29 protein-coding genes are annotated in these 26,572 nt (G+C 71.1%); 25 read left to right on the top strand and 4 right to left on the bottom strand.

Annotated elements, in window-relative coordinates; all coding sequences use genetic code 11:
- Window positions 1-100 precede the first annotated feature (100 nt).
- From pgeF to VKN16_14155, 8 genes are all read left to right on the top strand, one after another.
- Window positions 101-895, top strand: a complete 795-nt coding sequence (gene pgeF, locus VKN16_14190) for a peptidoglycan editing factor PgeF (GenBank protein HME95352.1) — start codon at window positions 101-103, stop codon at window positions 893-895.
- Window positions 896-931: 36 nt separating this feature from the next.
- The gene (locus tag VKN16_14185; protein ID HME95351.1) at window positions 932-1,612 is read left to right on the top strand and encodes a YggS family pyridoxal phosphate-dependent enzyme; all 681 of its coding nucleotides are present in this window, start codon (window positions 932-934) and stop codon (window positions 1,610-1,612) included.
- Entirely contained in the window at window positions 1,609-2,430 is an 822-nt protein-coding gene (gene proC, locus VKN16_14180) for a pyrroline-5-carboxylate reductase (protein ID HME95350.1), read from the top strand. Before VKN16_14185 ends, proC begins: the two co-directional genes overlap by 4 nt.
- Window positions 2,430-2,699 carry a YggT family protein gene (locus VKN16_14175; GenBank protein HME95349.1) on the top strand — a complete coding sequence of 90 codons (270 nt, stop codon included), beginning with the start codon at window positions 2,430-2,432 and terminating at the stop codon, window positions 2,697-2,699. The genes proC and VKN16_14175 overlap by 1 nt, the downstream gene beginning before the upstream one ends.
- A gap of 10 nt (window positions 2,700-2,709) precedes the next feature.
- Window positions 2,710-3,183, top strand: a complete 474-nt coding sequence (locus tag VKN16_14170) for a DivIVA domain-containing protein (GenBank protein HME95348.1) — start codon at window positions 2,710-2,712, stop codon at window positions 3,181-3,183.
- On the top strand, window positions 3,161-3,463 hold the full coding sequence (locus tag VKN16_14165; GenBank protein HME95347.1) for a DUF167 domain-containing protein: 303 nt from the start codon (window positions 3,161-3,163) through the stop codon (window positions 3,461-3,463). The genes VKN16_14170 and VKN16_14165 overlap by 23 nt, the downstream gene beginning before the upstream one ends.
- Window positions 3,460-4,476 (top strand): S-methyl-5-thioribose-1-phosphate isomerase, encoded by a 1,017-nt coding sequence (gene mtnA, locus VKN16_14160; GenBank protein ID HME95346.1) that lies wholly within the window; start codon window positions 3,460-3,462, stop codon window positions 4,474-4,476. The genes VKN16_14165 and mtnA overlap by 4 nt, the downstream gene beginning before the upstream one ends.
- Before the next feature lie 84 nt (window positions 4,477-4,560).
- Window positions 4,561-6,015 carry a SagB/ThcOx family dehydrogenase gene (locus VKN16_14155; GenBank protein HME95345.1) on the top strand — a complete coding sequence of 485 codons (1,455 nt, stop codon included), beginning with the start codon at window positions 4,561-4,563 and terminating at the stop codon, window positions 6,013-6,015.
- A gap of 12 nt (window positions 6,016-6,027) precedes the next feature.
- Here VKN16_14155 and VKN16_14150 read toward each other — a convergent pair whose 3' ends face one another.
- Window positions 6,028-6,318 carry a hypothetical protein gene (locus VKN16_14150; GenBank protein ID HME95344.1) on the bottom strand — a complete coding sequence of 97 codons (291 nt, stop codon included), beginning with the start codon at window positions 6,316-6,318 and terminating at the stop codon, window positions 6,028-6,030.
- A gap of 166 nt (window positions 6,319-6,484) precedes the next feature.
- Between VKN16_14150 and VKN16_14145 the strand changes: the two genes are divergently transcribed.
- The 10 genes from VKN16_14145 to VKN16_14100 all read left to right on the top strand — a co-directional run bounded on the left by VKN16_14145 (window position 6,485) and on the right by VKN16_14100 (window position 18,571).
- Entirely contained in the window at window positions 6,485-7,624 is a 1,140-nt protein-coding gene (locus tag VKN16_14145; protein ID HME95343.1) for an alanine--glyoxylate aminotransferase family protein, read from the top strand.
- Between the two features lie 5 nt (window positions 7,625-7,629).
- A complete protein-coding gene (locus tag VKN16_14140) occupies window positions 7,630-8,247 on the top strand; it encodes a histidine phosphatase family protein (protein ID HME95342.1) in 618 nt (205 codons plus the stop codon).
- A gap of 9 nt (window positions 8,248-8,256) precedes the next feature.
- Complete coding sequence (gene hisZ, locus VKN16_14135) at window positions 8,257-9,594, top strand: ATP phosphoribosyltransferase regulatory subunit (GenBank protein ID HME95341.1); 1,338 nt, start codon at window positions 8,257-8,259, stop codon at window positions 9,592-9,594.
- A complete protein-coding gene (locus VKN16_14130; protein HME95340.1) occupies window positions 9,587-10,918 on the top strand; it encodes an adenylosuccinate synthase in 1,332 nt (443 codons plus the stop codon). Before hisZ ends, VKN16_14130 begins: the two co-directional genes overlap by 8 nt.
- Window positions 10,919-10,934: 16 nt before the next feature.
- Window positions 10,935-12,293, top strand: a complete 1,359-nt coding sequence (locus VKN16_14125; GenBank protein HME95339.1) for a sigma-54 dependent transcriptional regulator — start codon at window positions 10,935-10,937, stop codon at window positions 12,291-12,293.
- Window position 12,294: 1 nt separating this feature from the next.
- Window positions 12,295-14,100: an ATP-binding protein gene (locus tag VKN16_14120; protein ID HME95338.1), complete on the top strand. Its 1,806-nt coding sequence runs from the start codon at window positions 12,295-12,297 to the stop codon at window positions 14,098-14,100.
- A gap of 5 nt (window positions 14,101-14,105) precedes the next feature.
- Entirely contained in the window at window positions 14,106-14,669 is a 564-nt protein-coding gene (locus VKN16_14115; protein ID HME95337.1) for a hypothetical protein, read from the top strand.
- A gap of 167 nt (window positions 14,670-14,836) precedes the next feature.
- Window positions 14,837-15,361: a hypothetical protein gene (locus VKN16_14110; protein HME95336.1), complete on the top strand. Its 525-nt coding sequence runs from the start codon at window positions 14,837-14,839 to the stop codon at window positions 15,359-15,361.
- A gap of 157 nt (window positions 15,362-15,518) precedes the next feature.
- Complete coding sequence (gene otsB / locus VKN16_14105) at window positions 15,519-16,319, top strand: trehalose-phosphatase (GenBank protein HME95335.1); 801 nt, start codon at window positions 15,519-15,521, stop codon at window positions 16,317-16,319.
- The gene (locus VKN16_14100) at window positions 16,316-18,571 is read left to right on the top strand and encodes a trehalose-6-phosphate synthase (protein HME95334.1); all 2,256 of its coding nucleotides are present in this window, start codon (window positions 16,316-16,318) and stop codon (window positions 18,569-18,571) included. Before otsB ends, VKN16_14100 begins: the two co-directional genes overlap by 4 nt.
- Window positions 18,572-18,655: 84 nt before the next feature.
- Here the strand turns inward: VKN16_14100 and VKN16_14095 are convergent, their stop codons facing one another.
- Both VKN16_14095 and hpnR read right to left on the bottom strand, forming a co-directional pair.
- Window positions 18,656-19,291 carry an OmpA family protein gene (locus VKN16_14095; GenBank protein ID HME95333.1) on the bottom strand — a complete coding sequence of 212 codons (636 nt, stop codon included), beginning with the start codon at window positions 19,289-19,291 and terminating at the stop codon, window positions 18,656-18,658.
- 255 nt (window positions 19,292-19,546) lie between these two features.
- Window positions 19,547-21,025, bottom strand: a complete 1,479-nt coding sequence (hpnR, locus tag VKN16_14090; protein ID HME95332.1) for a hopanoid C-3 methylase HpnR — start codon at window positions 21,023-21,025, stop codon at window positions 19,547-19,549.
- Between the two features lie 281 nt (window positions 21,026-21,306).
- Between hpnR and VKN16_14085 the strand changes: the two genes are divergently transcribed.
- The 5 genes from VKN16_14085 to VKN16_14065 all read left to right on the top strand — a co-directional run bounded on the left by VKN16_14085 (window position 21,307) and on the right by VKN16_14065 (window position 23,534).
- Window positions 21,307-21,732 (top strand): response regulator, encoded by a 426-nt coding sequence (locus VKN16_14085; GenBank protein ID HME95331.1) that lies wholly within the window; start codon window positions 21,307-21,309, stop codon window positions 21,730-21,732.
- Complete coding sequence (locus tag VKN16_14080; protein HME95330.1) at window positions 21,729-21,860, top strand: hypothetical protein; 132 nt, start codon at window positions 21,729-21,731, stop codon at window positions 21,858-21,860. The genes VKN16_14085 and VKN16_14080 overlap by 4 nt, the downstream gene beginning before the upstream one ends.
- Window positions 21,861-21,962: 102 nt before the next feature.
- Complete coding sequence (locus tag VKN16_14075) at window positions 21,963-22,262, top strand: hypothetical protein (GenBank protein HME95329.1); 300 nt, start codon at window positions 21,963-21,965, stop codon at window positions 22,260-22,262.
- Between the two features lie 23 nt (window positions 22,263-22,285).
- The gene (locus tag VKN16_14070) at window positions 22,286-23,128 is read left to right on the top strand and encodes a DUF1932 domain-containing protein (GenBank protein HME95328.1); all 843 of its coding nucleotides are present in this window, start codon (window positions 22,286-22,288) and stop codon (window positions 23,126-23,128) included.
- A 97-nt stretch (window positions 23,129-23,225) separates the two neighbouring features.
- Window positions 23,226-23,534 carry an antibiotic biosynthesis monooxygenase gene (locus VKN16_14065; protein ID HME95327.1) on the top strand — a complete coding sequence of 103 codons (309 nt, stop codon included), beginning with the start codon at window positions 23,226-23,228 and terminating at the stop codon, window positions 23,532-23,534.
- Here the strand turns inward: VKN16_14065 and VKN16_14060 are convergent.
- Window positions 23,531-24,139, bottom strand: a complete 609-nt coding sequence (locus tag VKN16_14060; GenBank protein ID HME95326.1) for a DedA family protein — start codon at window positions 24,137-24,139, stop codon at window positions 23,531-23,533. The two genes, VKN16_14065 and VKN16_14060, sit on opposite strands and share 4 nt — an antisense overlap.
- 42 nt (window positions 24,140-24,181) lie before the next feature.
- On the opposite strand from VKN16_14060, the gene trxC reads away from it, so the two are divergent.
- The gene (gene trxC, locus VKN16_14055) at window positions 24,182-24,625 is read left to right on the top strand and encodes a thioredoxin TrxC (protein ID HME95325.1); all 444 of its coding nucleotides are present in this window, start codon (window positions 24,182-24,184) and stop codon (window positions 24,623-24,625) included.
- A 64-nt stretch (window positions 24,626-24,689) separates the two neighbouring features.
- Window positions 24,690-26,543 (top strand): potassium transporter Kup, encoded by a 1,854-nt coding sequence (locus VKN16_14050; GenBank protein ID HME95324.1) that lies wholly within the window; start codon window positions 24,690-24,692, stop codon window positions 26,541-26,543.
- Window positions 26,544-26,572: the final 29 nt, after the last annotated feature.

Below are 26,572 nucleotides of genomic sequence, written 5' to 3'. Positions count from 1 at the left end.
CACCCTGCCCTCTCCCCTCGACGGGGGAGAGGGTGGAGGTGAGCAAGTACGCCCAGAGGGCCCGGCCGGCGGCAAACCGCACTCGTGAGAGAATGGGCGGGTGACCGCGAGCGGGGCGCGCCGGGAAGAGCAGCTGCCGTACTTCGTGACGTCGCCCCTCCTGACCGCTCGCGGCCTGCCGCACCTCTTCACGACCCGTCACTTTCCCGGGGTATCGCGTCCCACCGTGCCGCGCCCGCCGTTCGGCGCCGGGTCACGGGACCTCCTGACTTCCCGCGGCCTGGTCGGTGAGCCCGCGTTCGCGCGCCAGGTGCACGGCGCCGACGTGATCGAGGTCGAGCGGGGTGGATTCGCGGGCCACGCCGATGGGCTGGCCACGTCCCGCCCCGGGCTCCCGCTCTGCATCTCCACCGCCGACTGCCTGCCCATCGTGCTGTACGATCCGCGGGCCGGTCGCCTGGCCGGCGTGCACGCGGGCTGGCGGGGCACCGTCCAGTCCGTCGTCACGGCCGCGGTTCGGCGGCTGGTCGAGGCGGGTAGCGCCGCGGTCGATCTGGTCGCGGCGATCGGGCCCTCGATCGGCCCCTGCTGCTACGAGGTGGACGCCCCGGTGCTGGAGCGCCTCGAGGCGGCCTTCCCCCGTGGCTGGCGCAGCTGGATCCTCCCGAAGGGGCCGGGCAAGTGGATGCTCGACCTGTGGCGGGCGAACCTGGACCAGCTGGCGGCCGCCGGGGTTGGCCCCGAACGGGTCGATCTGCTGGGGCTTTGCACCGGATGCCGCCCCGACCTCCTCTTCTCCTATCGCCGCGAGCGCGGGGCCGGCCGGCTGGTCGCCGTGGCCGCGCTGCCCACATCGTCGCCGGCCCCTGGGCCGGATACCCTCCGCCGGGCCTGACGGCCCCCGGCCGCCATGCTAGAATCCCCCCCACTCATGCTGGACATACGCGCCAACCTCGGGCGGGTCCAGGAGGCCGTCGCGCGGGCGTGCGCGCGGGCCGGTCGCTCCCCCGACCATGTCCTGCTCATCGCGGTTTCCAAGACCATGGAAGCCGAGCGCATCCGTCTGGCCATCGAGGCCGGGGTCGCGGCCCTCGGAGAGAACCGGGTGCAGGAGGCCAAGGAGAAGATCGCGCAGCTGGGCCACCCGGTGCCGTGGCATCTCATCGGATCGCTGCAGACCAACAAGGCCCGCGACGCCGCGCGCCTGTTCGACTGGATCCATTCGGTGGACCGGCTCGACCTGGCCGGCGAGCTCTCCCGCCGGGCCGGTGATCGGGTCTTGAACGTCCTGTTGCAGGTCAATCTGGGGGACGAGCCGCAGAAGGGCGGCATCGCGCCGGCCGAGGTCAAGCGCCTCGCCGAGTCGGTGGCGGGACTGCCGGGGCTCCGGGTGCGCGGGCTGATGGCGATTCCCCCGGCCGCCGAGAGCGCGGAGCACACGCGCCCGCATTTCCGGCGACTGCGCGAGCTGCGCGACGAGCTGGGCTTCGAGCACTGCTCGATGGGGATGAGCGCCGACTACGAGGTCGCGATCGAGGAGGGCGCCACCATGGTGCGCGTGGGTACCGCCATCTTCGGCCCGCGCACCGCATCGCCCGGGAGCCACGCGTGAGCATCAAGGACAAGAAGGTGGGCTTCCTGGGCTCGGGCAACATGGGCGAGGCCATCATCAAGGGGTTGCTGCAGGCCGGGCTCGTGCCGGCCGCCTCGATCGCCGCGACCGACGCGCGCGCCGATCGGCTCCAGCAGATGGCCCGGCAGTACGGCATCCGCGCCGCCGCGTCCAACCGGGAGATGGTCGACGAGGCCGACGTGGTGATCCTCGCGGTGAAGCCGCAGATCATGGGGTCGGTCCTGCAGGAGATTGCCGGCTCGGTGAGTCGCGCCAAGCTGCTGATCTCGGTCGCGGCCGGCGTGCCGGTGTCCGCCTTGCGCGCCGGGCTCGGCAAGCCGGCGCGGCTCATCCGCGTGATGCCCAACACCCCCGCGCTCGTGCTGGAGGGCGTCACCGCGATCGCGCGGTCCGAGGGGCTCGACGCCGGCGACCTGGAGCTGGCCCAGGAGTTGTTCGCCGCGGTGGGCCGCGTGGTGGTGCTGGACGAAGAGGCGCTCGATGCGGTGACCGGCCTGTCGGGCTCCGGCCCCGCCTACGTGGCGATCGTGATCGAATCGCTGGCCGACGGCGGGGTGCGGATGGGGCTCGATCGCGCGACCGCCATGACCCTGGCCACCCAGACCGTGCTGGGCTCGGCCCGGCTCATCCTCGAGACCGGAATGCATCCGGCGCAGCTCAAGGACATGGTGTCCTCCCCCGGCGGGACCACGATCGCCGGGATCACCGCGCTGGAAGAAGGAGGCGTGCGGCGGACATTCATCAGCGCGGTCGAGCGAGCCACCCTGCGCTCGCGCGAGCTCGGAGGCAAGCGCTAGTGGACGGCTTCGTGGACTTCCTCGGCTGGCTCCTCAGCTTGTACTCGTGGGTGATCATCGCGGCGGCCCTGATCACGTGGGTGAGCCCGGATCCACGCAATCCCATCGTCCAGTTCCTGCGGCAGGTGACCGAGCCGGTGCTCGCGCCGGTCCGGCGTCTCCTGCCGCCGTGGAAGACCGGCGGGCTCGATTTCTCCCCGCTGATCGTCATCATCGCCATCCAGTTCGTGGAGCGGGTGGTCCTGTCGAGCCTGCGCCAGGTGCATTGAGGAGGCTGCCGTGCGTATCACGCCCATGGATATCCGTCAGCAGCAGTTCACCGTCCGGATGTTCCGCGGCTTCGACGTCCAGGAGGTGGACACCTTCCTCGAGGACCTGGCCGCCGACTACGAGGCGCTCCTCAAGGAGAACACTCTCCTGAAGGAGCACCTGCAGGCCGCCGAGGAGCGCACTCGCGGGCTCGAGCAGCGCGAGCGCATGCTCCAGGAGACGCTGGTCACCACCCAGCGGATGGTCGAGGAGATGAAGGACAACGCCCGGCGCGAGGCTCAGCTGCTCATCAAGGAGGCGGAGATGCAGGGCGAGAAGACCATCGAGTCCGCCCGCACCGCCGAGGCCGCCATCCAGGCCCAGATCAGCCAGCTCAAGCGCACGCGGCGGCAGCTCGCCGAGTCGCTGCGGGCGACCGTGGACATGTACCAGCGGCTGCTGGACCAGGACCTCGAGCACGATGCCAGCCAGGACGCCGGCTAGGGGCCATCCCTCGGTCCTCTCCCCCTCGGTCCTCCACGTGCGGGTGCAGCCGCGCGCCCGGCAGAACGAAGTGGTCGGCTGGCAGGATGAGACGCTGCGGGTGCGGGTGACCGCGTCGCCCCACGACGGCGAGGCGAACCGTGCGGTCAGCCGCGTGCTGGCCGAGGCCTTCGACGTGCCGATCTCGCGGATCGTGCTGGTGCGGGGCGCCGCCTCGCGCGACAAGGTGTTCCGCATCGGGTCGGCCCCGATCCCGCCCCGGCGGAGCGCACGGCCATGATCAACCCGGTGCGCTGGGAGAACGGGCGTCTCGTGCTCCTCGACCAGACGCGCCTGCCCGCCGAGGAGGTCGAGCGCTCCTGCGCGTCCTGGGCCGAGGTGGCCGACGCCATCCGCCGCCTGGTGGTGCGGGGCGCGCCCGCGATCGGGGTGGCCGCGGCCTACGGCCTGGTCCTGGCCGCGCGCGAGAGCGCGGCGCGGGACGCCTCGGCGCTGCGCTCGGATCTCGAGGACGCGATCAAGGGGCTCGCCGCGACCCGCCCCACCGCGGTCAATCTCTTCTGGGCCCTCGACCGGATGCGCGGGGTGATCGACGCCGGCCCCGATCTGCCGGCGCCCGCGCTGGCCGAGCGGCTGCTCGCCGAGGCCCGCGCGATCCAGGCCGAGGACCTCGCGGCCAACCACGCCATGGGCGCCTACGGCGTGGCGCTGGTGCCGGAGGGGGCGCGCGTGCTGACCCACTGCAATGCGGGCGCGCTGGCCACCGCCGGCTACGGCACCGCGGTCGGGGTCATCCGCGCGGCGCACGCGCGCGGCCGTCTCGCCATGGTGTGGGTGGACGAGACGCGACCGGTCATGCAGGGCTCGCGGCTCACCGCGTGGGAGCTGGCCCGGGAGGGCATCCCCCACCGGCTGATCTCCGACGTGGCGGCGGGCTTCGTCATGCAGCGGGGCGAGGTGGACCTGGTGGTCACCGGCGCCGATCGCATCGCGGCCAACGGGGACACCGCGAACAAGATCGGCACGTACTCGGTCGCGGTGCTCGCGCGTCACCACCGGATCCCGTTCTACGTGGCCGCGCCCTGGTCCACCATCGACCCGTCCATCCCGGACGGCGGCGCCATCGTCATCGAGGAGCGAGACGCCGCCGAGGTGCGCGGGGTGGCGGGCCGGCAGACCGCGCCGGCGGATTCGCCGGTGTTCAACCCGGCCTTCGACGTCACGCCCGCGGAGCTGATCACCGCGATCATCACCGAGCGGGGCGTGGTACGCCCGCCGTACCACTTCACCTAGCGTCCGGCGAGCCTCATTTCCAGCAATCGCGAGATCGCGGGCGCGCGGCAGTACCACGACCGCACCGCGCACTCTCCCGAATCGGTGCGGCGCCGCGGCCAGGCCCTGGACTGGGAGATCAAGCCGCTGCCGTTCAAGATCTACCCGGCGATCGAGCCCCTGCGTCTGCCCACCGATCTGCCCGCGCTCGCCGTCGACACGTTCGACGCCCTGGCGCCGGGTCCGCCGCCCGCGCCCGCTCCGCCGCTCGACCTGCACCGCCTGGCCGCGCTGCTCTTCTTCTCGGCCGGCGTGACGCGGGTCAAGACCTATCCGGGCGGCACCCAGGTCCACTTCCGCGCCGCCGCGTCGACCGGCGCGCTCTATCAGACCGAGGCGTACGTGGTGGCCGGCGACGTCGCCGGCCTCGACCCGGGCGTCTATCACTTCAACCCCGGCGACTTCAGCCTGCGCCGTCTCCGGGCCGGTGATTTCCGCGGCGCAGTCGCGCTCGCCGCCGCCGACCACGCGGTGGCCGAGCAACCGGCGTCGATCGTGCTGTCCGCGATCTACTGGCGGAATACCTGGAAGTACCAGGCGCGCGGCTACCGCCACCTCTTCTGGGATTCGGGCACGCTCCTGGCCCAGCTGCTCGCCGCGGCGCGGGCGCTCCGCCTGCCGGCCCGCCTCGTCGCCGGCTTCGTGGACGTCGAGATGGACGCGCTGCTCGGGCTCGATGCCTCGAAGGAATCCGTGCTGGTCGTCGTGCCGGTGGGCGCGGCCGGCCGCCCGGCTTCCGCGCCACCGCTGGTGACCGCGCTCGCGCCCGAGGTGATCCCGCTGTCCGCACGCGAGATCGACTATCCGCTCCTCCGCCGGGCCCTCGAGGACTCGCGCCTCGACTCCGAGGCCGAGGTCGAGGAATGGCGCGAGCGCGGCCGCGCCGAGACTACGCCACGCCGCGACACCGGGGCGGCCGATCCGATCGCGCTGCCCGCGCCGAGCGCTGAAGCGGGACGCTCGCTGGGCGAGACGATCACCCGCCGCGGCTCGACGCGCGAGTTCTCCGGCGAGGCGATCGGCGTCGAGGCCCTGTCGAGCGCGCTCTATCACGCCACCCGCGGCGTCCCCGCCGACGCCTCCGCCGGGCAGGTCGATCTCTACCTCGCCATCCACGCCGTGGACGGCATCGCGCCGGGCGCGTATTTCTACGACCGCGCCGCGCACGGGCTCCTGTCCCTGCGGTCCGGCACCGTGCGGGATGACGCCGCGTTCCTGTGCCTCGAGCAGCCGCTGGGCGGCCAGTCGAGCGCGACCGTCTTCTTCCTCGCCGACCTGACGCGCGCGCTGGATCGCTGGGGCAATCGCGGCTACCGGCTCGTGAATCTCGAGGCGGGGCTGATCGGAGGGCGGCTCTACCTGGGCGCGTACGGTCAGCGCTTCGGGGCGACCGGCCTGACCTTCTACGATCGCGAGGTGGTCGCGTTCTTCTCCCCGCACGCGGCGGGACGGGATGCGGTGTTCGTGACCGCACTGGGGCGGTCGGTCCGGCGCGGATAGCCCGAGCGCACCCTACGCGGGAGTGGCCGGCGCCACGTCCCATCGCCCCACCGACTTGAACGGCCACTGCTGGAAGGCGGAGGCCTCGAGCACGGCGGCCGCGATCAGGATCAGGCGGAAGGCGGGATTGCTCGCGAGCTCGGTGGCGTGGGCCGCGAACATCATGAAGCCGGTTGGCAGCACCACGCCGAAGCCCAGGCGCGCCCATGTCAGCAGGTGCGCGGACAGGGCGCTCACCGGCAGGCCGCGGCCGAGCCCCGGCAATCGGAGATCGAAGAAGAAGCCGACCCCGACCACGATCACGACGCCGGTCCGGCACCGTGAGCGCCCCCGTCACGAGCCGGATTGCCGCCGTCCCGCCGGAGGTCACGCCGCAATGGTACGCGGCATTCCGGGGGTGAGTTGATTGCAACGTATCGCGGGGTTCTGCTACCGTGTTCGGGTCAACCTGAGGCACAAGGAGCCTGCAATGAAGAAGTACTACCTGATGGCGCCGGGTCCCACCCCCGTGCCGTCGAACGTCCTGCTGGCGATGGCCCGGCCGATGATCCACCATCGGACGCCGGAGTACGAGGCGCTGTTCATCGAGGTCCGCGCCGGGCTCAAGCGACTCTTCCAGACGAGCCAGGACGTGATCCCGTTCACCGCGTCGGGCACCGGCGCGCTCGAGGCGGCGGTGGTCAATACCCTGTCCGCGGGGGACACCGCCCTGGTGCTGCGGGCCGGCAAGTTCGGCGAGCGCTGGGACGAGATCTGCCGCACCTACGGCATCACGGTGATCCCGCTGGACGCGCCGTTCGGCCACACGGTGCCCGCGGAGGCCTTCGAGCAGGCGCTGCGCGCGCATCCGGAGGCCAAGGCGGTCCTGATGCAGCACAGCGAGTCGTCGACCGGTGTCCTCCACGATGTCCGAGGCATCGCGGCGGTCACTCGCGACACCGGGGCCATCCTGGTGGTGGACGCGGTGTCGAGCCTCGGCATCGCCGACCTGCGCATGGACGAGTGGGGCGTGGACGTGGTGGTGGCCGGGTCCCAGAAGGGGCTGATGCTGCCGCCGGGTCTCTCCTTCTGCGCGCTGTCCGAGAAGGCGTGGGGCCACGCGAAGGCGTCCCGGCTGCCCAAGTACTACTTCGACATCGCCACCGAGCGGAAGTTCGTGGCCCGCAACGAGTGCCGCTTCACGCCCGCGGTCTCCATCTTCGTGGGGCTGCGCGAAGTGCTGAAGATGATCGAGACCGAGACGCTGCCCGGCGTGTTCCGCCGTCACGAGCGGCTGGCCCGGGCGACGCGCGGCGGGGTGGAGGCCCTCGGCCTCGAGCTGTTCGCGAAGGCCACGCCCAGCCCCGCGCTGACCGCGGTGGTGGCGCCGCGCGGGATGGACAGCGAGGCGGTGCTCTCGACCTACTCGACCTCGCACAACATCACCATCGCGGGCGGGCAGGGGGAGATGAAAGGGCGGGTCTTCCGTCTCGGCCACATGGGCTACGTCGCGGACTTCGACGTGATCACCGCCCTCGCCGCCCTCGAGCAGGTGCTGCAGGAGCTGGGGCACCCCGTCGATCTGGGCGCCGGGGTGCGCGCGGTCCAGAAGGCCCTCGGCGAGCGCTGAGCGGCATGCGCGTCCTGCTGCTTCGTCACGCCGAGACCGACTGGAACCGGGAGCGCCGCTTCCAGGGCCGGCACGACGTCCCGCTGTCGGACGCCGGCCGCGGGCAGGCCGACTCGGCCGCGCGCCTGCTCGCGGCCACGCCGCTGGCCGCGGTCTGGTCGAGCCCGCTCTCCCGCGCCCGCGAGACCGCGACGCGCATCGCCGCGCCGCACGGGCTCGCGGTGCAGGTGGAGGAGGCGTTCACCGAGATGGACTTCGGCGAATGGGTCGGGCTCACCCGCGACGAGGTGACCACGCGCTTTCCCGACGCGCTGTCCGCGTGGGCCGAGACGCCGCAGGCCGCCCGCTGGCCCGGGGCCGAGACGCTCGATCAGGTCCGCGCGCGGGCTCTCGCCGGGCTCGAGCGGCTCCGGGCCGCCCACCAGGGCCAGACGATCTGCCTGGTGTCCCACGGCATCACCAGCCGCGTGCTGATCCTGGAGGCGCTCGGTCTCGGGCCCGACCGGCTCTGGTCGCTCCACATCTCGTCCGCCGGCATCTCCGAGCTGGAATTCCGCGACGACTGGACCACCCTTCACCGGATGAACTCGCTGGTCCATCTGGCCGACATCGCGGTGGCCTGAGGTCTCGAGGTGAGCGTGCCGCGCAAGGGTCAACCGACTCAGCTGCCCAAGGGGGCCAAGATCTATCTGCCCGACGAGGCCGCCCGCAAGCGGGCGGTGGAGGAGCGGCTGTTCGACGTGTTCCGCCGCTGGGGCTATCGCGAGGTGGTGACCAGCGCCTACGAATACTTCGACGTGCTCTCCCCCGGCACCGACGGCGAGCTGCAGGAGCGCATGTTCAAGATGGTGGACCGCGAGAGCGGGTGGCTGCTCGCCCTGCGCGCCGACGTCACCCCGCAGATCGCGCGCATCGTGGCGACGCGCATGCGCGACGAGCCGAAGCCGCTGCGCCTGCACTACGTCACCAACGTGTTTCGCTACGACGAGCCGCACGTCGGCCGCTATCGCGAGTTCTACCAGGCCGGCGTCGAGCTGATCGGGCTGCCCAACCCGGAAGGCGACGCCGAGATGATCGCGATGACCGCCGAGGGGCTCCAGGTATTGGGGCTCGAGCGGTTCCAGATCGACGTGGGCCAGACCGAGTTCTTCCGCGGCATCCTCGAGGACGTCGGGGCCGACCCCGACACCTCGCGCGAGCTGCGATCGGCCCTCGGCCACAAGGATCTCTCCGCGCTGGAGCGGCTGGTGGGCGAGCTGCACGCGCCCGCCGCGGTCGGCGAGCTGCTGCTGGCGCTGCCCACCCTCTACGGGCGCGGGGACGTGCTCGACCGCGCGGAGCGCCTGGTCAAGAACGCTCGGTCGGAGGCCGCGCTCGCCAACCTGGCCGAGATCTACCGGCTCCTGCGGACCTACGGCCTCGCGGACTCGGTGCTGCTCGACCTGGGCGAGGTTCGCGGCTTCGACTACTACTCGGGCGTACACTTCGAGGCGTACGTCTCGGGGCTCGGCGCCCCCCTGGTGGGGGGCGGCCGCTACGACCAGATGCTCGCTCGCTTCGGCTACGATTGCCCGGCGACCGGCTTCGCCTTCGAGACGAGCCGCGCCCTCCTGGCCATGGAGTCGCAGGGATCGGAGCCGCGGCTGTCCGGCCCGGAGTTCTTCGTGATCGATTTCACGCCGGACAAGACGCGCGCCCTGACCGTGTCCCGGCGGCTGCGCGACGCGGGGGCCGCGGTGGCGCGCGACATCATCAGCCGGCCCCTGGCCGAGTCGCTGGCGTACGCGCAGGGTCAGCGCGCACACTGGGCGCTGGTCATCGGCGGGCCCGGTGCCGACCCGGACCAGATCCGGGTGATCGATCTACAGGCAGGCGGGGACGCGGCGGAGCGGACGGTGGGTCTCGGCGAGCTGCTCGCCGACCCGCGGGAGCCGTTCCCGGGTCTCGGAGGCGGAGGCACTCATGCCTAACATCGTGGTGGTGGGCGCCCAGTGGGGCGACGAGGGCAAGGGCAAGATCGTGGACGTGCTGGCGCCTCACGTGGGCGTGGTCGTCCGCTATCAGGGCGGCAACAACGCGGGCCACACGGTGGTGGTGGGGCGGGAGAAGTTCGTGCTGCAGTCCATCCCCTCCGGCATCCTGCATCCGGGCGTGCGCTGCGTGATCGGCTGCGGCGTGGTGATCGACCCCTCCTCGCTGATCGAGGAGATGGAGTCGCTGGTCCAGCGCGGCGTCTCCCTGGACGGCAACCTCTATATCTCCAAGAACGCGCACCTGATCATGCCCTACCACCCGGCGCTCGATCGGGCCTCGGAGTCGCAGGCCGGCAAGCGGCGCATCGGCACCACCGGCAAGGGCGTGGGCCCCGCCTACGCGGACAAGACGGCGCGCATCGGCATCCGGATGGCGGATCTGCTGGACGAGCGGCTCTTCCGTGAGAAGCTCGAGTTCAACATCCAGCAGAAGAACCGACTGCTGCGGGAGATCTACGACGAGCAGACCTTCACGGTCGAGGGCATCCTGGCGACCTACCTGCGTTACGCGGGGTGGCTGGCCCCCTACGTCACCGACACCGCGCTGCTCCTGCACCGCTGGATCGAGGCGGGCCGCTCGGTGCTGTTCGAGGGCGCGCAGGGCACGATGCTCGACATCGACCACGGCACCTATCCGTTCATCACCTCGTCCAGCACCACGTCGGGCGGCGCCTCCACCGGCACCGGGATCCCGCCCACCAAGATCCACGGCGTGCTCGGCATCTCCAAGGCCTACTGCACGCGAGTGGGCGGCGGGCCCTTCATGACCGAGGTGCACGGGGAGATGGCCGACGTGCTCCGGGCGCGGGGCAACGAGTATGGCGCGGTCACCGGCCGGCCGCGCCGCTGCGGCTGGGCCGACGCGGTCGCGCTGCGCTACGCGGCGCGCATCAACGGGCTCGACACCATCGCGCTCACCAAGCTGGACGTGCTCGACGCCTGCGAGACGGTGCGCGTCTGCGTGGGCTACCGCTACGGGGGTGAGATCCTGACCGACTTCCCGGAGGAGGAGCGGATCTGGCACGAGGCCGAGCCGGTGTACGAGGAGCTCTCGGGCTGGCAGAGCAGCACGCACGGCATGCGGAGCTACGCGGAGCTGCCGTCCAAGGCGCGGGAGTACGTCGAGCGCCTGGCCGACCTGGTCGGGGTCAGCTTCTCGCTGGTCTCCACCGGCCCGGTCCGCGACGAGACGATCCTGGTGGACGACTCCCCGCTGACCCGCTGGTATCCCGCCCTGCGGAGCGCGCTGCCCGAGCACTAGTCGGGCGCCTGATGCGATGCCGCTCAAGATCCTGATCGTCGACGACGAGGAGCCGGCCCGCCAGGGGCTGACCGCGCTCCTCGGCCGCTGGGGCTACGACGTCGACGAGGCCGCCGACGGCCAGGAGGCCCTCGCCAAGGCGGCGGCGGGGCTGCCGTCGGTGGTGCTCTCCGATCTGGTCATGCCCAAGATGGACGGCCTCGACCTGCTGCGCGCGCTCAAGACCGACGTGCCGTTCGCCTCGGTGATCCTGCTGACCGGCCAGGGCTCGATCGACACCGCGGTCACCGCGATGCGCGAGGGCGCCTACGACTACCTCACCAAGCCGGTGGACGTGGCGCGGCTGCGGGTGCTCATCCCCAAGGCGGCGGAGCGGGGCGAGGCGCTGCGTGACGTCGCGCTGCTGCGCCGGAAGCTCAGCCAGGTCTGGGGCATGGGCCGGCTGGTCGGCACCAGCCACGGCATGCAGGAGGTCTATCGTCTCATCGAGGTCGCCGCGCCCACGCCCGCCGCGGTGCTGATCAGCGGCGAGAGCGGCACCGGCAAGGAGCTGGTGGCGCGCACGCTGCACGAGCTGTCCCCGCGGGCCAAGGGCCCGTTCGTGGCGGTGAACTGCGCGGCCATCCCGGAAACGCTGCTGGAGAGCGAGATCTTCGGACACGAGAAGGGTGCCTTCACCGGCGCGCTCGAGCGGCGGCCCGGCTGCTTCGAGCTGGCCCACGAGGGCACGATCTTCCTCGACGAGATCGCCGAGATGAACCCGGGCACCCAGGCCAAGTTCCTGCGCATCCTCCAGGACGGCACCGTGCGGCGGCTCGGCGGCAAGACCGAGATCAAGGTGGACGTGCGGGTGCTCGCCGCGACCAACAAGGATCCGGTCAAGGCCATCCAGGAAGGGACGTTCCGCGAGGACCTGTACTATCGTCTGAACGTGGTGAGCCTCGCCCTGCCGCCGCTGCGCGAGCGACGCGACGACATCCCGGCGCTGGTGCAGGCCTTCATCGAGGAGTTCAACGCCCGCTACGACAAGCGCATCCGCTCGGTGGACGAGAGCGTGCTGAACGGGCTCATCGCCCAGGGGTGGCCGGGGAACGTGCGCGAGCTGCGCAACACCCTGGAGCGGGCGATCATCGTCTGCGACGGCGACACGATCCTGCCCCGCCACATGCCGCCGGCGCCGGCGCTGCGCTCCACCGAGTCGGCGGACGGGCCCGACTCGGTGTCGTTCCGCGTGGGCACGAGCCTCGACGATGCCGAGAAGGCCCTGATCTTGAAGACCCTCGCGGCCAACGCCAACAACAAGACCCGGGCCGCCGACGTGCTCGGCATCAGCCTAAAGACCCTGCACAACAAGCTCAAGGCCTACGGCAGCTAGCATGCGGCTGGGAGTACGGGGACGGGAGGCGCTGGTTCTGAGCCTCCTCACCATGCTGGTGGTCGCCACCGCCACCGCGATCCACCTGTCGCAGGTGAGCCGGGTGGTGGTGCAGGAGGCGGTGAAGCAGGCCGAGCTGATCGCCAAGCAGATCTACGCGCAGAGCGGCCGCGCGCTGCATCGCAGCCCGGGCGCCGATCCGCTCGAGGCCCTGCGTCAGGATCCCGAGCTGCGCAGCTTCCTCGACGCCAGCGTGGGGTACTCGCCGCACCTCCTCTACGCGCTGATCTCCGATTCCAACGGGGTCGTGGTGCTCCACACCGAGCGTCAGAAGGAGGGCGACCCCGAGCCGGAGCGCCCGAACCTGGAAGGGCTGCTGAAGGTCGACACCCTGAGCCGCTTCTCCGCGCTCTACAACGCGGGCCGCACGTACGAGACGGTCCTGCCGATGACGCTGAATGACCGGCTGTTCGGATCGATCCGGCTCGGCGTCTCCACCACGCTCCTGCGCCGCGAGGTCACCGCCTCGCTCCGCCAGAGCCTCACGGTGGCCGCGGTGGCCCTGCCGCTGGCCTGGCTGGCCGCGCTCGTGCTGGCCCAGCTCACGGTGCGGCCCATCCGCGCGATCGTGGGCCAGGTCGATCGCATCCGGCGCGGCGAGCCGCCGGAGGCGACGCCGGTGACCGTCGGCGGCGACGAGTTCCAGGAGCTGTCCGCCCAGCTCTCGCGCCTCGGGCACGAGCTGCAGGCCGACCGCATCTCGAGCCTCAGCGAGAAGGCTCACCTGCAGGGCATGGTCGACCAGCTCGAGGACGGCGTCATCTTCCTGAATCCGGAGCGGCACATCCTGTTCTTCAATCGCGCGGCCGAGACGGTGGTCGGCCTGTCGCTGGAGCAGACGGTGGGCCTGCCCATCCACGAGGTGCTGGATGCCGCCCATCCGATGCTGCCGTTCGTGGACCACGTGCTGGCCGGCGCCCCGGGCATCCGCAACGCGACGGTGGTGCTGCCGCAGGCGGGGCGCGACAAGGAGTTCCTGGTCTCCGCGTTCCACATGGAGGACGCCCACCGGGTGATGGGCGTCGCCATTCTCCTGAAGGACCTGGAGTCGGTGAAGACGGTGCAGTCCCTCGTGAGCTACTCGGCCAAGCTGGCCGCCCTCGGCCGTCTGACCTCGGGCGTGGCCCACGAGGTCAAGAACCCGCTGAACGCGATGATGATCCACGTCGAGCTGCTGAAGGAGCAGCTGGAGGACGCGACGCCCGACGTCCACCAGAGCCTCGACGTGATCGGCGGAGAGATCCGCCGACTCGACCGGGTGGTGCAGGGCTTCCTGCGCTTCATGCGCCCCCAGGAGCTGACCCTGAAGCCGGTCGATCTCAACGGCATGCTGCAGAGCGTGGGCGCCCTGCTGGAAGCCGAGAGCCAGAGCCACGGCGTGCGCTTCGTGTTCGAGCTCGACGCCGCGCTGCCGCTGGTCAGCGCCGACGAGGAGCTGGTGCGCCAGGCCTTCATCAATATCCTGCAGAACGCCGAGCAGGCGATGCCGCAGGGCGGGGCGGTGCGCATCCGCACCCGGCCCGAGGGCGCCGACTGGGTGCGCGTGGTGGTGACCGACCAGGGCGTGGGCATCGCCCCGGAGGACCTGGACAAGATCTTCAAGCTCTACTACACGAGCAAGCCGGGGGGCAGCGGTATCGGGCTGTCCATCGTGTACCGGATCGTGCAGCTGCACGACGGGACGGTGGAAGCCAAGTCGCAGCCCGGCCGCGGCACCGCGCTGATCGTGCGCCTGCCGGTACGCTGACCCGCATGCGCCGCCCGATCTGGCTCGTCTGGCTGACTCTGCCGCTCGGCGGCTGTGTGGCCGCCACCGATCTGTTCGTGCCCGCGCCCTCGGCGTCACCGCCACGCACCGCGGCGGTGGTCGGGGAGGCGCCGGCGCCGAAGCCGGCGCCGCCCGATCTGGTGAAGGAGCCGGTGGCGCCGGCGCCGAAGGTGGTGAGCCCGGCGCCGCCTCCGCCGGTCGCCCCGGCACCGCCTCCGCCGGTGGCGCCGCCTTCGCCGCCGCCCCGGACCGCGGCGATCCCGAAGGAGCCGGCCACTCCGCTGCCGGTGCTGGCACCGCAGGCCAGCGTCGAGGAGGAGCAGCGGATGAAGTCGCAGGCCGAGCGACGCATCGAGGGGACCGAGAAGCTCGTGCAGCGCATCGACCCGTCACGGCTGGCCCGCGAGCAGCAGGAGAACTACCTGACCATCCAGAGCTTCCTCAGCAAGGCGCGTGAGGCGCTCTCGACCCGTGACATGCAGCGGGCCTTCACGCTCGCCGACAAGGCATACCTGCTCGCCGACGAGCTCTCGAAGACCCCGCGCTGAAACGTGTAACGATTGCCACGCCGGGTAAGGATTACCGACTCGGTCGGAGACACGCGCTTCCCGAGCGGATCTGACGTGTTGCGAGTCGCGAACTTTCAGGCGGCCGCCCCCGTGGCACAAGGGTTGCGATTTTTGCCGCGGACTTTATCGCACGCCAGGAGGTCGCCATGCGAAGCGCAGGGCTGTTGTTCGGGTGCACCCTCGGCCTTCTGGTTTCGGGCTGCACCATCGAGCCGCCGGAGGCCAGGCCGCCCGCGCCGATGGCGGGCGTGCTCGAATCCGGTCCGCGCGAGACGCGGTTCGGCCGCACCGGTGGCGAGGTCGTGAGCAACCCGCAGCTTCGCGACCGGATCCGCACGCTCTTCGGCGCCGACTGGGCTCCGGGCACCGGCAAGATCCAGCGCGGCGCCCAGGCCTACTTCGGGCGTGTGGCCTCGCCGCGCGGCGTGCGCGTGGGTGGCCAGAACTACGTCGCGGTCACCGGCTGCGTGACCACCGCGTGCCCCGCCGAGCGCGTGCTGCTCCTGATCCAGGAGACCGGCGACTCGATGCTCGCGCGCCTGGACGAGGGCGGCTACTCGCACTACTACGCCTACGGCCCGGAGTGGGGCCGCGCGGGCTCGACCCAGCAGGCCACCGACGCGGCCCTGAGGGCGCTCTCGCGCACCGGCGATCCGTACCCGCGGGCCTGAGGCGGCGCCAAATCTTGACCCGTCCGCGTTCGCTCGCTATGCTGACGTCTGCCTGCCCGGCCCGGCTGTCCTTTCACGAACCATGCGCGATACCGATACCGAGCGCGCAAGCCGTCTCAGGGCCGACCGCGCCGCCCCCGGCGGCGGAGCGCGCGGCATGAGCGATCTTGCCCACATCTTGACCACCGTCGACGAGTGGCTGTCCGGCGGGGGCAGCGTGCTGCTCATGACCGACTACGACGGGACTCTCACCCCCATCGTGGACGATCCCGCCGATGCGGTCCTCTCGGAGGAGATGCGCGAGCAGCTGGTGCGCCTCGCCCGGTCGCCGCGCGGCTGCGTCGCCGTGATCTCCGGTCGAGGGCTCGAGGACCTGCGCGCGCGGATCGACATCCCGGAGGTGATCTACGCGGGCTGCCACGGGCTCGAGATCGCAGGGCCCGAGCTGGCGTTCTGCCATCCCGACGCGGTGGCCCAGCAGGCGATGGTCGGCGCGGTGGGCGAGACGCTCGTGCGCCGGGCACCCGCCGTCAACGGGATGCGGGTGGAGACCAAGGGCCTCGCGGTGGCGGTGCACTATCGCCACGTGGCCCCCGACGAGATTCGCCGCGTGGAGATCGAGCTGGCCCGGGCGATCCGCGAGCAGGGGAGCCGGCTCAAGATCTTCCACGGCACGAAGGTGATCGAGGTGCTGCCCCAGGTGGCGTGGACGAAGGGCGAGTGCGCGGAGTGGATCGAAGAGCGCGTGGGCTCGACCTTGGCCGGCCGGGTGCTCTGGCTCTACCTGGGTGACGACTGGACCGACGAGCACGCCTTCGAGGTGCTCGGCAGCCGCGCGCTGACCATCCGGGTCGGTGACCTGGTGCCCGCGTCGAAGGCGGCCTTCCGGCTTGAGGACGTCTCCGAGGTGCAGCAGGTGCTGACCGCGCTCGCCAGCGGGACCGAGAGGCGCGCGTGAGGTTTCAGCTCCGGCTCGTCGCCGCGCTCTGGCTCGCCTCGCTGGTGGTCATCGGTATCTTCGCGTACCTGCAGGTCGTGGAGGAGAAGCAGCGGCTCACCGCGGAGCTGGACCGCCGGGCCGCGCTCCTCAGCGAGGGACTCAAGGAGGTGCTCGAGCCGGCACTGGCCCGCGGCGGATCGAAAGCGCAGGTGGACCGGCTGATCAAGAAGTTCAGCAAGCCCGATCAGGGACTCGCGGTCTACGATCGCGTGGCCTCGCTGATCGTGGCGACGCCCGACGTGGCCAAGATCCTGGAGAATCCGCCGCCCGAGGTCACCTGGGCTCTCACCTCGGGCGTGGTGCAGACCGGGTTCCGCCAGATGGAGGGCAAGACGCTCTACGTCTACGCGGATCCGATCATCCGCGAGGACCGGGCCGCCGGCGCGCTGGCCGTGTTCCTCGACGCCTCCGATCTCAAGAGCTCGGAGTGGGAGCGCTGGCGCTTCAACGCGGTTCGCTTCCTGGTGCTGGCGGTGGTCCTGGCCCTGATCGCCCTGCTGGTGGTGCGCATGAGCCTGACCCAGCCGCTGGCCAAGATGGCGCGCTGGACCAAGGCGGTGCGGCGCGGCCACGCCATCGATCCCCCCGAGCTGCCCGACGAGAGCCTCTTCGGGCCGATCGCCCGCGAGGTCTCGGTACTGGCCAAGAATCTTCAGCGGGCCCGGGCCGCCGCCGAGGAGGAGGCCGCGCTGCGTCTCATCGGCCAGACGCTCTGGACCGAGGAGCGGCTCAAGCAGTTCGCCAAGATGCGGCTGGGCGAGCGGGTGCTCGTGGTGGTGTCCAACCGCGAGCCGCTGAGCCACGTCTGGAAGGAGGGGGCGATCCAGGTGGTCACCCCGGCGAGCGGGCTCGTGACCGCGATGGATCCGGTCATGCGGGCGTGCGGCGGCGTGTGGGTGGCGCAGGCCAGCGGCGATGCCGACCGCGATACCGCCGACGCGCGCGGCCGCCTCCGGCTGCCGCCGGACGACCCGCGGTACACGCTCCGGCGCGTGTGGCTCACGCCGGAGGAGGACGCGGGCTACTACTACGGCTTCTCCAACGAGGGCCTGTGGCCCCTCTGCCACATCGTGCACAACCGCCCGCTGTTCCGTCCGGAGGACTGGGCGCAGTATCGAATCGTCAACGAGAAGTTCGCCAGCGCGGTGCTGGAGGAGATCGCGGGCACCGAGTCGCCGATGGTGCTGATCCAGGACTATCACTTCGCGCTGCTGCCCGCGCTCATCAAGCGGGAGCGCCCGGACGCGCGGACCGCGATCTTCTGGCATATCCCGTGGCCGAACTTCGAGGCCTTCAGCATCTGCCCGTGGCAGGACGAGCTGCTGCTCGGCATGCTGGGCGCCGACCTCATCGGGTTCCACACCCAGTACTACTGCAACAACTTCCTCGACACGGTGGATCGTGCGATCGAGGCCCGCATCGACTGGGAGCGCTTCTCGGTGACCCGCGGCCAGCACGTGACGTCGGTGAAGCCGTTCCCGATCAGCGTGGCCCCCGGCTTCGTGGACAATCCGCCCACCATCTCGCGACAGGCGCTGCTCCAGAGCCTGGACACCCCGGCCGAGTTCCTGGGCGTCGGGGTGGAGCGGCTCGACTACACCAAGGGCCTGCCCGAGCGCTTCCGGGCCCTCGGCCGCTTCTTCGAGCGCTTCCCGGAATATCGCGAGCGGGTGGTGTTCGTGCAGCTCGCCGCGCCGAGCCGCAGCACCATCCCCCGCTACCAGGCGCTGGAGGCCGAGGTGGACGCGGCGGTGCAGGAGGTCAACAGCGCCTACCAGACCAACCGCTGGAAGCCGATCCTCTACCTCAAGCGCCACCACGAGCATCGCGACATCTGGCCCTTCTACCGGCACGCCGACTTCTGCATGGTGACGTCGCTGCACGACGGCATGAACCTCGTCGCCAAGGAGTTCATCTCGGTGCGCGACGACGAGGACGGCGCCCTCATCCTGAGCCAGTTCACCGGCGCCTCGTCCGAGCTGCGCGACGCGATCCTGGTGAACCCCTACGACATCGACGGGATGGCGGAGGCGATCCGCACCGCGGTGGCGATGCCGGTGGAGGAGCGGCGGGCCCGCATGGCCCGCATGCGCCAGGGCGTGCGCGAGCACAACATCTATCGGTGGGCCGGTCTGCTCCTGAGCGAGCTCGAGCGCATCCCCGAGACCGCCATGGCCGCGCCGGAAGCGGCGACGTCGGAGAAGAAATGAAGCGGGGGAGGGACGTGAGTCCCTCCCCCGAAACAGCCCGTCACCGGCTCTCTCCCCGGCGGGGAGAGGAAGGGAGGCGGGTGTCTAGTCCTGGTCCACCAGCATCTTGACGGTCACCCGGCGCTTCTTCTCGTCCGGGGTCTCCTTCGCGGTGATGGGCCCGAGGCCCACCGCGTGCACGCGCGTCAGCGAGACGCCCTTCTCGACCAGGAAGCGACGTACCGCCTCGACCCGGCGCTGGCTCAGCCCGTAGTTGTAATCCACGGTGCCCTTCGGATCGGTGTAGCCACCCAGCTCCACGATCAGCGTGGGGTTGCCCTGCAGCTCCTTGACCACGCCCAGCAGGGCGGTCTGCGCTCCGTCGGTCAGCTCGGCCTTGTCGAAGCCGAAGTAGACCTCGAGGGTATCGGCCGTCTTCTGGTTGTAGCGGTTGCTCCACAGCCGGGTCAGCCGGCTGTCGACGCCCTCCGCCTTGGTCATGGCGGCGTCGGCGCGGTTGCGCGCGTCGGCCACGGAACCCTCGAGGCTCTTCACCTGGGTGGTCACACCCTTGACCTCGGTGCTCACGCCCTCGACCTGACCCTCGACCTTCGTGAAGCGCTGATCCGCCGCGGCGTCGCTCCTGGTGAACTGCTCGCGGACCCAGTCCTTCGTGGCGCAGCCCGACACCAGCAGGACCGCCGCCGGCAGCAGGACGCCCAGCTTCATCACCTGTCGCATATGCCCCCGCCTCCTTTGTGAGCGTTGACCAGCCTATTCACGAATGCGAACGGGCTCCTTGAGGCAACAACCAAGCCAGAGCCCGCGGTCGCCGTCGCGCGGGGCGTTTGGCGTGGTCTCTCCCCTACTTGGCGGGCGGAAGCGGAGGGGCGGCCGCGTCCGGCCAGCACCGGGTCGCCGCGACGTTTATACAAATTACACGGGCCGTGTAAGTGTTACACGATCCGTCTACCCATGCGAAACCCGGAAAGGGGGTTAGTGGACCGGCGCGGGCATGTGGATGTACAGCTCCTGCTTGCTGGGCTTGCTCCGGGCCGGCGGCCGCGGCGGGCGCATCTCGTAGCGCACCGGCCGCTGGTGATCGGCGTACTGCCGCTCGGTGTTGTAGACCGTGCTGAACTTCCACAGCATCCGGAGGTAGTTGGTCTGCCCGCGGGAGGCCGCCCGCAGGGCGGGGAGGCCGTAGAGGCGCAGGGCGCCCCAGCCGAGATGCTTGCGGTTGAGGATCGCCTGGGTGTTCACCAGCTCCTCGTAGAAGCGCCTGAGCGGCAGCTTCGTGGGCAGCACCGCGTGCTGCACGTCGAAGAGGCGATAGTCGCGCGAGGTGAGCTGCCGCGACTCGGTGAGCCAGAGCTCGGTGCCGGGATAGGGCGTGGCCACCGTGAGATGCACCACCTCGGGCACGCCGAGCGCCCACTCGCGCACCGCCGCGAAGCGCGCCTCGTCCCAGCTCGGATCCGCGATGATGTTGATCGCGACGGTGAGGCCGAGGGAGCGCGCGATCTCCAGCGCGCGCAGGTTCTCGTTGAGGGTGACCCGCTTGCGGTGTGCCTTCAGCGCGGCCTCGTCGAGGGCCTCGATGCCGAGGAACATGTAGAAGAGCCCGAGCTTCTTCCAGAAGGCGAACAGCTCCTGGTTCTTGATCAGCACGTCGCAGCGGGTCTCGAGGTAGTACTGCTTGCGGACGCGTCGCCGCTCGATCTCGCGCCCGATCGCGAAGCCGTGCTCGGCGTGGATGAAGGCCACGTCGTCCACGATGAACACGTTGGGCTCGCGGATGCGGGCCAGCTCCTCGCCCGCCTTCTCGGGCGAGCCCTTGCGATAGCTGCGCCCGTAGAACGTCCACGCGCTGCAGAACGAGCAGTCCCACGGGCAGCCGCGGGTGAACTCGACCGAGGCGCACGGGTCGAGCACGCCGATGAAGTACTTGTGGCGCTTTCGTCCGAGGTCCCGCGCGGGCGGGTGCAGATCGAGATCATCGAGCAGGGTCGGGCTCGGCCCCTGTCCGGTCATGGTCACCACGCCCGGCAGGGTGTCGAGCTTCGGGTCGCCGATGGCCTCGAGGACGCGCGGGGCGATCACCTCGCCCTCGCCGCGCACGATGCAATCGATGGCGCCCTCGGCGTGCTCGAGGAACTCGTGCGCCACGAACGACGCGCTGTGGCCGCCCACCATGATGAACGCGTCGGGCCGCTTCGCCCTGGTCGCTTTGGCGAGGTCGATCACCTCCGGCACATTGGCCAGATAATTCACCGAGAAGCCGATGGCCCGCGGCGCGAACGCGGCGAGCTCGCGCCAGTAGTCGGCGTGCTGAAAAACCTGCAGGTCGAGCAGCCGTACCTCGTGGCCGGCGGCGCGGATCGCCGAGGCCACCCGCTCGAGGCCCAGCGGCTCCAGGCGAAGATACAGCTCCGAATACATCAGCGGGCTCGGGTGCACGAGCAGCACTCGCATGTCTCTCGTCTCCTCTCGCTCGGAATGATATCTGAGATTCGCATGCCCCGCCTCCCGGCGCCGCTCGCCTCGTGTCTTCCAAGTGCGCGTCGTTAAGAAAAAATTACCCGTTTCCATGTAACGCTTACACGACAGGTGTCAGAAACGTGACGCGGCGTCGCCGGCCGGCCCGCTGCGCGATTTCGCCTAACGTGGCGGAATGCCACGCGTGGACGCGGGGGTCGACGGCGCCGGATCGAGTGGCACTTCGGTTGCCTACACGACGATTCGGAGCGAACTCCATGGCGATGATCGGCTTCAACGGCGAGGCGGAGCACGGGCGCGCTCATCTCCTGCTCGTCGACCCGTACGGCGGCAGCCGCGAGGGTCTGGGGGCCGCGCTTCGCGGCGGCAGCCTCGTCGTCGAGACCGCCGAAGGCATCGTGGAGGCGCTCGCGAAGATGCAGGACGGCGAGTTCGACGTCGCGGTGATCGACCTGGACCTGCCGCCCGCCCATGGCATCGCCGAGAACGGCTGGGGACTGGTGCGGCTCGTGCGCGAGCTGAATCCCGCGCTGCCCCTCGTCCTGATCGCGGCCGAATGCCCGCCGGACACGCAGGCCGAAGCCCTCCGACACGGAGCGGCGCGCCTGCTCGAGAAGCCCATCAATCCGCGCGAGCTGCGCCGCATCGTGCAGGCTCTGCGCCCGGAGACCGCCCCCGCATGAAGCGCGCTTCCATCGGCCTCGGCATCCTCGTCACCTTCTTCCTCCTCGCGATGTTCTTGATGGCCGACGCCGAGGTCCAGCCGCTGGACGACTCGCCGGTCCTGACGTCGTCGCCCTCCGCTCGCTGACCGCTCGCCGCCCGCGCCGCCCCGCCCGCCGCATCCCGGGACCTCCTTCGCAGCGGCCACACTCTGCGGTACCATTCCGTCCGTGGAGCACGTGAGGTGGCCATGATGCTGGTCGCATATCCCTGGCTGGTGCTGTTCGCGATGGGCTGGATCGTGGGCGCGATCTTCGTAGGGGCGGTCGGTGGAGCGACCCGCGGGGTGCAGGGCTTCTTCGCGTGGCTGCTGCTCGCGCTGCTGTTCTCGCCGCTGCTGGCGATGCTGGGACTGATCGGGGTGCTGCTGGGCGATGTGGCCCGCGAGATCCAGATCAAGGCCATCCACGGTCCCGAAGAGATCCTGCCTTCCCCGCCGCTGCGGCGCTCGTCGGGCCGCTTCGCGCATCTGGCCGGAGAGGACGACTAGGCAACACACCGCGAGGAGACCACATGGCGACGATCGGGCTTCTGCATCCGGGTGACATGGGCAGCGTGGTCGGCGCCTGCGCGGTGGCCGGCGGCTCCCGCGTGCTCTGGGCCTCCGAGGGACGGAGCGCGGGCACCCGCGACCGCGCCGCCGCCGCCGGCCTCGAGGACGCGGCGCGGCTCGCCGCGGTCGTCGCGGGCAGCGACGTCGTCGTCTCGGTGTGCCCGCCGCACGCCGCGCTCGATCTGGCGCGGGCGGTCGCGGCCCTGCGCTTCTCCGGCCTGTTCGTCGACGCCAACGCGGTGTCACCGTCGACCGCGCGCGAGATCGGCGGAACGGTGGAGGCCGGCGGCGCCGTCTTCGTCGACGGCGGGCTCATCGGGCCGCCGCCCCGCGCCGCGGGCACGACACGCCTGTATCTCTCCGGCCGCGAGGCCAAGCGCGCGTCCGCGCTCTTCGACGGCACCCGGCTCGAGGCGATCGCGCTGAGCGACGCGCCCGGCGCCGCCTCCGCCCTGAAGATGGCGTACGCCGCCTACACCAAGGGCGTCTCCGCGCTGCTGATCGGCGTGCGCGCGCTTGCGGCCGCCGAGGGAGTGGACGACGCGCTGCTCGCCGAGTGGCACCGGTCGCAGCCGGATCTGCCGAAGCGCTCCGAGGCCGCGGCCCGCGACAACGCGCGAAAGGCCTGGCGCTTCGTGGGCGAGATGGAGGAGATCACCGCCGCCTTCGAGGCCGCCGGCCTGCCCGGCGACTTCCACGAGGCCGCCGCCGAGATCTATCGGCGTCTGGCCGTCTACAAGGACGCGACCACGCCGCCGTCGATGGCCGATCTCGTCGGCCCACTGACCCGCCGCACGTCCTAGCCCGGCGCGGCCTGCGCCGGCTTGCTCGATGGCGGCGCGGGAGTACCATTCCCTCCAGACGACGAGAGCCGGTGTCCGTGCCGGCGGAGGAGGGACCATGGTCAAGGTCGGCCTGCTGGTGCGCCTGGAGGCCAAGCCCGGCAAGGAGAACGACGTCGACGCCTTCCTGCGGGGAGGCCTTGCGGTGGTCGAAGCGGAGCCCGCGACGCTGACGTGGTTCGCGATTCGGCTGGGGCCGACCACGTTCGGCGTCTTCGACGCCTTCCCGGACGAGGCCGGCCGGAGGGCGCACCTCTCGGGCGGGGTGGCCAAGGCGCTCGCCGCCAAGGCCGACGAGCTGTTCGCGCGCCCGCCGGTGATCGAGACGGTGGACGTGCTCGCGGTGAAGTTTCCGAAGTCGAGCTAGAGCGGTCGGGCTGCGGCGCGGTGCCGGACCAGCCGACAGGCGATGAGGGCGACCGTCACGACGACGATGGCCGCGACGAAGACCGGCTCCGCGCGCCCGAGGACGCGCTCGATCGCGGTCCCCGCGCCGTAGCCGAGCGCGTAGCCCAGTCCGACCGCGTACGGCACGTAGGCGACCGCCCCGAGCGCGTTGCTGACCACGAAGGTGAGCGGACGCATCCCGGTCGCGCCCGCCACCGGCCCGGCCAGGGAGCGCACCCCCGGCACGAAGCGGGCCGCGAACACCGCGAGGCCGCCGTGACGGGTCATCGCGGCCGAGGCCTTCGCGAGCCGGCCCGGCGTGATCCACACGTAGCGGCCGTAGCGCGCGAGCGCCTCAGGACCGTAGCGGCGGCCGGCCCAGTAGCCGAGGTTGTCGCCGACGATCGCGGCGAGGGCGCCGACCGCCAGTACCCCGGGCAGGTGCAGCAGGCCCCGCGCGGCGAGGAAGCCGGCGAGGGCGAGCACGCTCTCCTCGGGGACCGGCAGCCCCACGTTGCCGAGGATGACCACGAGGAAGATCGCCGGGTAGCGCCAGTGCTCGAGAAGAGGGCTCAGATCGGGCATGATCGAGTCGGGAGTGAGACATGATACGCCAGGAGAGCGACGATGGCTGACGTGGTGATGGTCGAGTGTCCCGCGTGCGGCGCGACCAATCGCGTCCCCACGGACCGGCTCCGCGCGCGGCTCGAGCCGGTCTGCGGCAAGTGCCGGGAGCCGCTGCCGGTGGGCAAGCCGCAGCCGGTCACCGACGCCAGTTTCGGCCAGGACGTGGAGCGCTCGCCCCTGCCGGTGCTGGTGGACGCGTGGGCGCCGTGGTGCGGGCCGTGCCACATGATCGCGCCGGTGATCGAGCAGCTCGCGACCGAGCTGGCCGGCCGCGTGCGGGTGGTGAAGCTCAACGTGGACGACAATCCCCGGACCGCCGCACGGTTCAACCTGCGCTCGATCCCCACCCTGCTCGTTCTCAAGGACGGCCGCGAGGTCGATCGGCTCGTGGGGGTGCAGCCCAAGCAGGAGATCGCGCGTCGCCTCGAGCAAGCGATCGCCTGAGCCGGTCTCCCGCGTGATCGGCGCGGCGGAAACCGCGCGTCGCCCCGGTGGCCCGTCGACCGAGCTGCCCCGCGGCGGGCGCCTCGCCGCGCTCGCCCTCACCGCGCTCGGCGTCGTCTACGGCGACATCGGCACCAGCCCGCTCTACGCGTTCCGCGAGTGCTTCAAGCCCACCTACGGCCTGGACGCCACCCCGGAGGCGGTCTTCGGCGTGCTCTCGCTGATCGCGTGGTCGCTGATCCTGATCGTCAGCGTGAAGTACCTCCTCGTGATCATCCGGCTCGACAACAACGGCGAAGGCGGCACCATGGCCCTGCTCGCCATGCTTCCGTGGATGAGGCGCCGCGGCTTCTTCGTCGGGCTCGGGCTCTTCGGGGCGGCGCTGCTCTACGGCGACGGCATCATCACGCCCGCCATCTCGGTGCTGAGCGCGACCGAGGGGATCGAGATCGCGGCCCCCGGCATCGCGCACGTCGTGCTGCCCGCGACGCTCGTGGTGCTGTTCCTGCTCTTCCGGTTCCAGCGCCACGGCACCGCCCGCGTGGGCGGCGTGTTCGGGCCGATCATGCTGCTGTGGTTCGTGACCATCGGCGCGCTCGGCGCGGTCGAGATCGTCCGCCAGCCCGCGATCCTGGCCGCGCTCAATCCGTGGCACGGGGCGCGGCTCTTCTGGGAGCATCGCGGCGCCTCGTTCCTCGTGCTGGGCGGGGTGGTGCTCACCGTCACCGGCGCCGAGGCGCTCTACGCCGATCTCGGGCACTTCGGGCGGCGGCCGATCCAGCTCGCGTGGTTCGGTCTCGGGTTGCCCGCGCTGCTGCTCAACTACTTCGGCCAGGGCGCGCTCGTGCTCGCGCGGCCCGAGGCGATCGCGAACCCGTTCTATCTCCTGGCCCCGCGGGTCCTCCTCTATCCGCTGGTGGCCCTCGCCACCGCGGCCACGATCGTGGCCTCGCAGGCCCTCATCTCGGGCGTGTTCTCGCTCACCCAGCAAGGCATCCGTCTGCGCTACCTGCCGCGCATGACGGTCATCCACACCTCGCGCTCCGAGTTCGGGCAGATCTACCTGCCCGCCGTCAACTCGGCGCTGATGGTGGGCTGCCTGGCCCTCGTGCTGGGCTTCCGCTCCTCGGCGGCGCTCGCCGGCGCCTACGGCGTCGCGGTCACCGGAACCATGGCCATCACCAGCGTGCTGTTCTTCGCGATCGCGCGCTACCGCTGGCGGTGGTCCCCGTGGTCGGCGGGGGCCCTGACCGTCGCGTTCCTCGTCGTGGACCTGGCGTTCCTCGGGGCCAACGTCGGCAAGATCGCGGGCGGGGGATGGGTGCCGCTGGCGGTGGCGACCGCGGTCATCGTGATCATGACCACCTGGCATCGCGGCACCGAGCTCGTCATGACGACGCTGGCCCGGCGCTCGATGCCGCTCGAGACGTTCCTCGCCGCGGTGGAGGAGACCCGGCCTCCGCGCGTGCCCGGCACCGCGGTCTTCCTGACCCCGACGGTGGAGGGCGCCCCGCCGAGCCTCGTGCACCACTTCCGCTACAACAAGGTGCTGCACGAGGAGGTGATTTTGGTGTCGATCGTCACCGAGACGGTGCCGGAGGTCGACGCGCGGCATCGCGTGTCGAGCCGTCCGCTCGGCGCCGGTTTCTGGCGGGTGGAGGCCCGCTACGGCTTCATGGAGCGCCCCGATGTCCGCTGGGTGGTGACCCGTTGCTGCGAGCACGGCATGCTCGCCCGGCCGGTGGACACCACGTTCTACCTGGGCCGCGCGTACTGGCTGCCCGACGGGCCGGCCCCCATGTGGCGTTGGCGCAAGCGGCTCTTCAATTTCATGTCGTGGAACGCCAGCTCGGCCAGTGATTTCTTCGGCGTGCCCCCCGATCGCGTCGTCGAGCTGGGCGCGCGGATCGAGTTCTGACCCGTCGTCGAGCGAGCGGTGGCGGCGTG

The sequence above is a fragment of the Candidatus Methylomirabilota bacterium genome (assembly GCA_035315345.1).
Taxonomy (GTDB): domain Bacteria; phylum Methylomirabilota; class Methylomirabilia; order Rokubacteriales; family CSP1-6; genus CAMLFJ01.
This window is presented reverse-complemented; position numbering and strand designations above follow the sequence as displayed.